Origin of the sequence: Nocardia pseudobrasiliensis NBRC 108224 (assembly GCF_001613105.1) — a bacterium.
GTDB lineage: Bacteria > Actinomycetota > Actinomycetes > Mycobacteriales > Mycobacteriaceae > Nocardia > Nocardia pseudobrasiliensis.
Map to the genome: position 1 here is coordinate 56,415 of NZ_BDBS01000061.1, position 8,266 is coordinate 64,680.

Consider the following 8,266-nt stretch of genomic DNA (forward strand, 5'->3'; position numbering starts at 1 on the left):
CGACCGGCGCGGGCCGACGCGCCGCTGCACAGCTCCACCCGCAACGGCTTCAAGATCGTCATCGTCGGCGGCTTCGGCGTCGGCAAGACGACGATGGTCCGATCGGTCAGCGAGATCCGCCCGCTCGACACCGAGGCCACCATGACCGATGCCGGTGTGGGCGTTGACGATCCGACCGGCGCGCCCGACAAGTCCACCACCACCGTCGCCTTCGACTTCGGCCGCATCAGCATCGACGCCGAGCATGTGCTGTACCTGTTCGGCGCGCCCGGCCAGGAACGCTTCTGGTTCCTGTGGGATCGGCTGTTCACCGGGGCCCTCGGCGCGATCGTACTGGTCGATCCGCGCCGCATCGCCGACTGCTGGTACGCCATCGACCGCCTCGAACATCAGCGCACCCCGTTCGTGGTGGCCTGCAACGTCTTCGGCGAACAGCCGCAGAACCCCCACCTGGTCCGCGACGCGCTGGACCTGGATCCCCATGTGCCCCTGCTGGATTGCGACGCTCGCTCGCGCGGCTCCTGCAAGCAGGTGCTGATCACGCTCGTCGAACATCTCTACAGTTTCGCCCCGCCGACCCCGGAGATCGCGACATGACCATGCCGTACGCCGCCCCCGGTCGATCCGGACAGCCGACCGCGATCCCGTTGAGCGGCCCGCGTTTTCACACCGATCCGCAGCAGCTCTATCGCGAGATGCGCCGCGAACACGGTCCGGTGGTGGCGGTCGAACTACCCGGCGGCGTCCCGGCGTGGCTGGTCATCGGCTATCGCGAACTGCATCAGGTCACCAGCGATCCCGAACTGTTCCCGCGTGATGTGAGCCTGTGGAACCAGTGGCCCAACATCCCGCCGGACTGGCCGCTGCTGCCCATGGTCGGCCAGCCCATGCCCTCGATCTACTTCACCGCGGGCGCCGAACACCGCCGCCACGTCTCGATGGTCGAACCCGCGCTCGAGCAGGTCGACCCGTTCGAATTGCGCAGCGCCTGTGAGGAATTGGCCGATCGGCTAATCGACGGCTTCTGCGGTCGCGGCCAGGCCGAACTGGTCACCGACTTCGCCGAACCGCTGCCGGTGCTCGCGCTGGCGCGCATACTCGGATTCCCGGACGAGGACGGTCCGGATCTGGCCTGGACCATGAAGACCTTCACTGACGGCGGCCCCGACGCGCAGGCCGCGCATCTGCGCTTCGCCGAACATATGCAGCGCCTGCTGGCCGCCAAGAAGGCCCATCCCGGCGAGGATCTGGTCTCGCGCATGCTGGCCTGCCCGATGCCGTTCACCGATCAGGAATACGTGCTGGACCTGATGGCGATCACCGCCGCCGGACACCTGCCGACCGCGGACTGGATCGGAAACTCGGTGCGGCTCATGCTGACCGACGATCGCTTCGCCGCCGCGCTGGGCGGCGGCCGCCACAGCATCGGCCAGGCGATGAACGAGGTGCTGTGGGAGGACACCCCCACCCAGATCCTCGCCGGACGCTGGGCCGCCCGCGACACCCGCCTGGGTGAGCGCATCGTGCGCGCGGGCGATCTGGTGCTGCTGGGCCTGGCCGCCGCCAACGCCGATCCCCATGTGCGCCAGCACTTCGCCGACGGCGTGGAGCCCGCCCACAGCGGCAACAGCGCCCATTTCGCCTTCAGCTACGGCGAATACCGGTGCCCGTTCCCCGCCCAGCAGATCGCCGAGATCGTCGCGCGCACCGGTATCGAGGTGCTGCTGGATCGGCTGCCCGATATCGATCTGGCCGTGCCCGCGCAGAACCTGGTTCGACGGCCCTCGGCGTTCCTGCGCGGAATGACCTCCCTCCCAGTATGTTTCACCCCAGTTCGCGCCGTCGGAGGTGCCCCATGAGTACATCCTGTCCGCATGCCGAGACTCTCGTCATCGACCCCATGATCGGTGATCTGTCCGGCGAGACGGCGAAGCTGCGGGAGATGGGACCGCTGGCGCGTATCGATCTGCTCGGCGCGAGGGCGTGGACCGTGACCACCCACGCCCTGGCTCGGCAACTGCTGGTCGATCCGCGCCTGGTGAAGGACATCGAGCACTGGGGGCTGTGGCAGTCCGGCGAGGTGACCCGGCAGTGGCCGCTGATCGGCATGATCGACGCGGGCCGTTCCATGTTCACCGTCGACGGCGCCGAACACCGCCGACTACGTATCAAGACCACACAGGCCCTCTCCCCGCGCCGCCTCGACGCGCTGCGCCCGGTGATCGAGCGCCTCACCGCCGAACTGCTCGACGATCTCGCCGCCGCCGGACGCGACGGCGCGGTGGTGGATCTGAAATCCGTCTTCGCCTATCCGCTTCCGATGCGGGTGATCAGCGAACTCATGGGTGTTCCACGCGCCGACCACGATTGGCTGCTCGACTCCTACAAGGCCTTCTTCTCCCTGCTCACGCCGCAGGACCGACGCCTGGCCGTCATCGAGGAGCTCGACGACTACTTCACCGACATGGTCCGTAAGAAGACCGCCCAGCCCGGCGACGACCTCACCTCGGCATTCATCCTCGCCGACGACGGCGGCGACCGGCTCACCGAGGAGGAGGTCGTCGGCAATCTCAAGGCGCTCGTCGCCGCGGGCCACGAGACCACCGTCTCGCTCATCCTCACCACCGCGCGCGCCCTGCTCACCCACCCCGACCAGTTCGCCCGGGTCCGCAGCGGCGACTACGACTGGAAGCAGGCCATCGAGGAGGCCCTGCGCTGGGACGGGCCCGTCATCCATCTGCTCATGCGCTTCGCCACCGAGGACATCGCCATCGGCGACACCATCATCGAGAAGGGCGAGGGCGTGGTCATGTCCTACCGCACCATCGGCCGCGACACCACCCTGCACGGCCCCGACGCCGACGACTACGACCTCACCCGCCCAACCGCCAACCGCCACATGTCCTTCGGCTACGGCCCCCACATCTGTCCCGGCGCGGCCCTGTCCCGCCTCGAGGCCGCCATAGCCCTCCCGGCCCTGTTCGACCGCTTCCCCACCCTCGACCTCGCCGTCCCCGCCGACCAGATCGGCAACCTCCCGGTCCTCACCCAGAACGACCTGGCAGCCTTCCCAATCCGACTCACCACACCCTGACCCGGGCTCCTCCGGCCCGGGGCCTCGCTTGCCCGGACCCTCTCCCTGGGTCCGGGCCCCTACCTTGTCCGGGCCCCACCTTGTCTGGGCCCCACCTTGTCTGAGCCCCACCTTGTCTGAGCCCCCTCCGCGTCTGGGCTCGCCTCCCTTGTCCGGGCCGAAGGCTCGGATCAATACCCGGGGGTATTTCATACCCAAAGGCATTGAATTCCAACGAGTATTGAATACCCGAAGGTATTCTCCATAATTTGCCGGACATCAACCATCAATATTGTGTAGCGTCTGGAATCCTGAAACACTCACGGGGAACGGCGAAGTGATCAGTATTGACGGCTGCATGACGCGCATTATGGACATTCCGGGCGCACGCAGTGTGACGCTGGTGGACGGTGCGAGCGGATTGTCGGTCGCGGCGGCCGGGCGGCACGCGATTGTCGATCAGCACGAGGACGCGGCGACGACAACGGACGTGGTCCGGGCCGTATTGGCGTGTCCCGCACTGTCGACCGGCCGGCCCGGCGACGATGTCACCGAGATCATCATCGGCGGCGCCTACGGCTTTCATCTATTGCGCCTGGTGGCCGGCGATTTCGACGGGCGGCTGTTCGTCCATGTGCTGTTCGACGGCGACACCGGCAATCTGGCCATGGCCCGCTACCGATTGCAGGGAATTCTCGACGAATTTGCCGAGGACGGTCATGGCCGTTGATCTCGCAATCGAACTGCGCCGACTGGAAATACAGCGCAGCACCGGCGTATTGAGCGCGGGCGACGGGGCGTTCCATATCACCGAGGGTGCGATCGCCTGCGCGGATTGCCGCCGCACGACCGGCCTGGACCGCCTGGTGGTCGAGGCGGGAGTGGCCACGCCCGAGGACTGGCGCCGCGCGAGGGCGGGCGATCCCGGCTATCTCCTGGAACGCCCCCGGCTCGAAACACTCGCCCTGCTGTCGGTCTTCGACGCCGCCTACTTCCTGTTCGCCTCCCCCGCGGAGCCCGAATTCCGCCCCGCGCCACCGCATTGGCTCGCCCGGGTCTGCCATGTACCGCCGCGCACCCTGGTCGACGAATGCGCGCGCCGCGGCGATCCGGAGGCCGGACCGTGGCCCGCCCTACTGGTCGATCGCGCGCCCGTGGTCCCCATCCGGCGCGTCCGGCACGGCCGCATCGCGCTCACCGGCGGCCAGACCGAGGTGCTCGCCGCCGCCGACGGCCGCCGCAGCGTCGCGGCCATTGCGAAGGATCTGGGCCGCACCACCTACGGCTGTCTGGTGTCGGTGCGCGAACTCACCGACGCGGGCCTGGTGCGGCCGCCCGAACCCGAATGCGCCCCGGCCGCCCCGCTGCCGCGCCGAGTCTCCGGTCGTTCGCTTCCACCGCTTCCACCCGCGGCCGCGACGCCGTATGTCGCACCCGCCCCGGCGAATTCGACCGCGCCGATCCCCACCAGACCTCAGGGGAGCCCCATACCCGAGAGCTGGGGGCCGATCGATCGTGACCTGCTGACCCGGGTGCGCAAGGGGCTGGAGAAGCTCGGGTGACCGTGCGCAGGAAGCGGATCGGCGAACTGATGGGAAGGTTGACCAAGGTGGCGATGACCGGCCCCGAACCGAATGCCGCGGTACTGGCCGAGCTGAAGGCCCTGCGCGAGCGCGTACCCCAGCTCACCGGCTCGCTGGTGGCCTCGAGCGACGGCCTGCTCATCGCCCACGATCTGCCCGCGCATATCGAACCGAACGGAATGGCCGCCCTGGCCGCCTCGGAGCTGTCGCTGTCGTATCGGCTGGCCACCACCGCGCACGGCGGCGGCTTCCATGAGGTCGTCGTGCAGGGCACCGAGGGCCATGTGGTGGTCTACGCCGCGGGCTGGTCCGCGCTGACCGTCCTGGCCGGGCCCGACGTCAATGTCGGTCGCCTACACCTGGAATCGCGTCCGGTCGCCCGCGCGATCGCCGAACATCTCAACACCTCCACCGACACATCCACCCCCGAATGAAAGGAAACCCATGTCGAATATGGATCTGGCCCTCAAGGACATGATGGTCATCGACGGCGCGGTCGGCGCGGCCGTCGTCGACTACAACAGCGGAATGGCCCTGGGCATGCTCGGCAGCTCCAAATCCCTGGACCTGCAGGTCGCCGCCGCGGGCAATACCGAAGTGGTGCGGGCCAAGATGCGCACGATCGATCAGCTCGGGCTCAACGAGGGCATCGAGGACATCCTCATCACGCTGTCCGGCCAGTACCACATCATCAGACCCATGACGGGACGAAAATCCAAGGGCCTGTTCCTGTATCTGGCCCTGGATCGCGGCCGCGCCAACCTGGCGCTGGCCCGGCACCGGCTCAAGGGGATCGAGGAGGAGCTCGACGTCTGAATATCGTTGCCCCGCAGCCCTTTCAGCGATGGCGCAGATTTCCGGTGATGGCCGCGCCCGAACCGCCCGCGACCGCGTAGGTCAGCGAGCCGTCGGGGAGCAGTCGGACCGTGGATACGGTGGCGAGATTCGCGCAGGCATCGCCGCCGAGTGATCTGGCCGCGAGGGTCAGATCGGATTCGCCTGCGCCGAGCAGTCTTTCAACGCGCTCACAGCGCACACCCGTGGCACGCTCGGTCACCACCGAGGCGCCCATCTCCTCGGCGTTCTTACCCGAATTGATCGTCAGCACGATCTGATAACCACCGCGCCCGTCACTGGCCGTGCCCGACCACTCGCCCAGAAAGCGTTGCGGCACCGCCCACACCGCCGCCACCGGCGTGGTGTCATCGGGTCGCGCGGTGGGTGAGCTGCTGCTCGCATCCCCGCTCGACTCGGTGTGGGAGCAACCGACCGACAGCACTACCGTCGTCATCCACGCTGATGCGACGGCGAACCGATACCGACTCACCGGCACGAGTGTATGCCGGGACACGTTCGCGCGCCCCGGCATTCGCACTCATCCGGCGAATCATTCGGCCGGCCAAGCGGTCAGCGGGTCACGCTGGTAGCGGACATACAACGGCGGATTATCCGGACTACCGCGCGGCAGGTCCTCTTCGGCGGACTGCGAGATGCGGATCGGGGCCGAGATGACCGCATCCGGATTCATCCGCCACGGCCGATCCTCGAACCGCGCCTGATCGGCGTCGGGATTCACCGGATACGGATTCAGCAGGGCCCTGACTTACCCACAGGGACGCATGGCGGCGGCCCTCGACGCCCAGGCCCTCGTAGTCGGTCATCGCGGCCACCCAGCCCTGATCGAGGAGGTGGTTCAGCAGCGGATCGCCGAAGGCGCTCTCGGGTAACCCATCCCTCCCGGGGCAGCGAGACCAGGCGGCGACCTGGAGAAGCATCGCTGCCGAACTCGACGTATCGCCGTAATACTCGCTCCCACTTGATATTTCGGAACAACGGTCGGTCGGTACGCCGGCGTCGCCCTCGACAAGGCGCGGAGGATTTTTCCTCGCGTCTTCCACCCATTCGGCCGATAGATTTGCTAGAAAGTAGCAGTATCGACTTCAGGCGTCACACTTCGGTAACGAAGTGATCTTTTCAGCACCACCGGGCGACTACTCTCCCTCAGTAGACCATTCGCTCGAGCTCATTCACCAGCTGTGCACCTGCTCCGACCGGGAGGGTGTTGCGAGATGGCTAAGGTATTGCTCGTCGCGATCATCGCCGCGATCGTCGCGATGACCGCCTTTGTGATCGGTGATCGGCTTCGGCCCAAGACGTGGCGGCATCAGGGTGACGAGGTGGCCAGCACGCTCGCCCTCGACCTGGTGAAGACCTACTTCACCGCCCTGGTCGCGTTCGTGTTCGTGCTGGGCTGGCAGCAACACAATGCCGCCCACGACCACACGATCTCCGAGGCCAAGGGCCTGATCGAAACCTATCGGGCGGCCGAGACGCTGCCTCAGCCGCAACGCCAGCGCGTTCAGCAGCTCGTGCGTGATTACACCGGCGAGGTGCTCACCAAGGAGTGGCCGCTCATGGAGGCCCAGAACGAGATGAGCTCCGAAACCGCGGCGACCTTCGAGGCCCTGCGCCGCACGGTCGTGGGTATCCGCACCTCCGATCCCGCGGGCGCCGAGGCCCGCTCCCGAGCGCTGTCGGGTATCGACAAGACCGCCTCCGCGCGCCAGGAACGAGCCATCGATATGGAGCGCACCGTTCCCCAATTCATGTACATCGCACTGCTTTTCGGCGCGAGCATGGTGCTGTTGAATCCCGTCCTCAACGGCATCCACCTGACCCGACGCAGCCTGGCCATGACCGCGCTGCTCGGTATGGTCGTCGGCGTGGCCCTGCTGGCCATCCACGACCTCGAACGCCCGTACACCGGATCGATCGAAGTGCCCAAGGACGCCTTCGAACACGCGCAGGCCGACTTCCAGCGCATCGGCACCTCACCCGACTACTTCGGCGAATGACCGCGCGCCATCGGGCCGGGCCCACAAGAACTTTGGCCGCGGCGCTGGCCCTGGTGCCCCTGGCCCTGTGCGCGGGTCCGGCCGCCGCCGACAACGGCCCGACGCCGTCGAGCTGGGGGCCGGTGAGTCCGGTCGGCGCACCGGCCGAATCCGCGCCCGAGGCCGATCCCGGCCAGCCACCCGCGCCCGCCCCGACCGGCAGCGCGGTCGGGCTCGCACCGCCCACCGGCAGTGCCGATATCGAGAATCCACTGGCGCTCGAGCCGTCGGAGACGCCGCTGGACCGCGTACCGGTCGACCAGGTCACGGTGGCGTCCGACGAAAAGGATACGGCCGCAGCCGGTTCCGAGGTCGCGACGCCGGTCGACAGCGTCACCGGGTCGGCCGCGTGCACCGGCAGCGCGATTCTCGCCGGATCGGTGATGCTGCTGGGCTCGGCGGCGGGCAGTGCGATTCTCATTCCGGCGCTGTACTTCTCGGCCCTCGGCGGGGCGGTGATGCTCGGGTCGGGCGGTATGCTGCCCGCGGCCCTGGGCGGTTCGGTGGTCGCGGGGGCCGGGCCGGGTTCGGTGATGGGCAGTGTCGGCGCGGGCAGTGCGGCCGCGGGCAGCGCGGCGCTGACCTGTCTGCTGTCCGTGCCGACCCCGCCGCCGATACCCGAGTTCCCCCTTGTCATTCCGCCGCTGCCGCTCGGTCCGATCTTCTCGCCGGTCAGCGCCCCGGTCGCCCCGGCCGCGCCCGCGCCGCCCGGTCCG

General features: G+C 68.1%; 11 protein-coding genes. 9 read left to right on the forward strand and 2 right to left on the reverse strand.

The genetic code is table 11. From position 1 onward, the window contains the following. Positions 1-24 precede the first annotated feature (24 nt). The 7 genes from NP4_RS35870 (at position 25) to NP4_RS35900 (ending at position 5,472) form a co-directional block, all read left to right on the forward strand. Positions 25-597 (forward strand): GTP-binding protein, encoded by a 573-nt coding sequence (locus tag NP4_RS35870; RefSeq protein ID WP_255285624.1) that lies wholly within the window; start codon positions 25-27, stop codon positions 595-597. After that, positions 594-1,859 (forward strand): cytochrome P450, encoded by a 1,266-nt coding sequence (locus NP4_RS35875; protein WP_068007634.1) that lies wholly within the window; start codon positions 594-596, stop codon positions 1,857-1,859. Before NP4_RS35870 ends, NP4_RS35875 begins: the two co-directional genes overlap by 4 nt. Next, positions 1,856-3,094 (forward strand): cytochrome P450 family protein, encoded by a 1,239-nt coding sequence (locus NP4_RS35880; RefSeq protein WP_068007637.1) that lies wholly within the window; start codon positions 1,856-1,858, stop codon positions 3,092-3,094. The genes NP4_RS35875 and NP4_RS35880 overlap by 4 nt, the downstream gene beginning before the upstream one ends. A 337-nt stretch (positions 3,095-3,431) precedes the next feature. Next, complete coding sequence (locus tag NP4_RS35885; protein WP_245997106.1) at positions 3,432-3,803, forward strand: hypothetical protein; 372 nt, start codon at positions 3,432-3,434, stop codon at positions 3,801-3,803. Next, positions 3,793-4,635, forward strand: a complete 843-nt coding sequence (locus tag NP4_RS35890; RefSeq protein ID WP_068007641.1) for a hypothetical protein — start codon at positions 3,793-3,795, stop codon at positions 4,633-4,635. Before NP4_RS35885 ends, NP4_RS35890 begins: the two co-directional genes overlap by 11 nt. After that, entirely contained in the window at positions 4,632-5,090 is a 459-nt protein-coding gene (locus NP4_RS35895) for a roadblock/LC7 domain-containing protein (protein WP_245997109.1), read from the forward strand. The genes NP4_RS35890 and NP4_RS35895 overlap by 4 nt, the downstream gene beginning before the upstream one ends. Before the next feature lie 10 nt (positions 5,091-5,100). After that, positions 5,101-5,472, forward strand: a complete 372-nt coding sequence (locus NP4_RS35900) for a hypothetical protein (RefSeq protein ID WP_068007646.1) — start codon at positions 5,101-5,103, stop codon at positions 5,470-5,472. Between the two features lie 22 nt (positions 5,473-5,494). Here the strand turns inward: NP4_RS35900 and NP4_RS35905 are convergent, their stop codons facing one another. Continuing rightward, positions 5,495-5,947 carry a hypothetical protein gene (locus tag NP4_RS35905; RefSeq protein ID WP_068007649.1) on the reverse strand — a complete coding sequence of 151 codons (453 nt, stop codon included), beginning with the start codon at positions 5,945-5,947 and terminating at the stop codon, positions 5,495-5,497. Positions 5,948-6,043: 96 nt separating this feature from the next. After that, positions 6,044-6,232 carry a hypothetical protein gene (locus NP4_RS35910; RefSeq protein WP_068007652.1) on the reverse strand — a complete coding sequence of 63 codons (189 nt, stop codon included), beginning with the start codon at positions 6,230-6,232 and terminating at the stop codon, positions 6,044-6,046. 493 nt (positions 6,233-6,725) lie between these two features. Here NP4_RS35910 and NP4_RS35915 point away from each other — a divergent pair, with 493 nt between their 5' ends. Together NP4_RS35915 and NP4_RS35920 are read left to right on the forward strand one after the other, a co-directional pair. Beyond that, complete coding sequence (locus tag NP4_RS35915; protein WP_068007656.1) at positions 6,726-7,511, forward strand: bestrophin-like domain; 786 nt, start codon at positions 6,726-6,728, stop codon at positions 7,509-7,511. After that, on the forward strand, positions 7,508-8,266 hold a 759-nt coding region (locus NP4_RS35920), incomplete at its 3' end, for a hypothetical protein (RefSeq protein WP_373863892.1). The genes NP4_RS35915 and NP4_RS35920, both read left to right, overlap by 4 nt.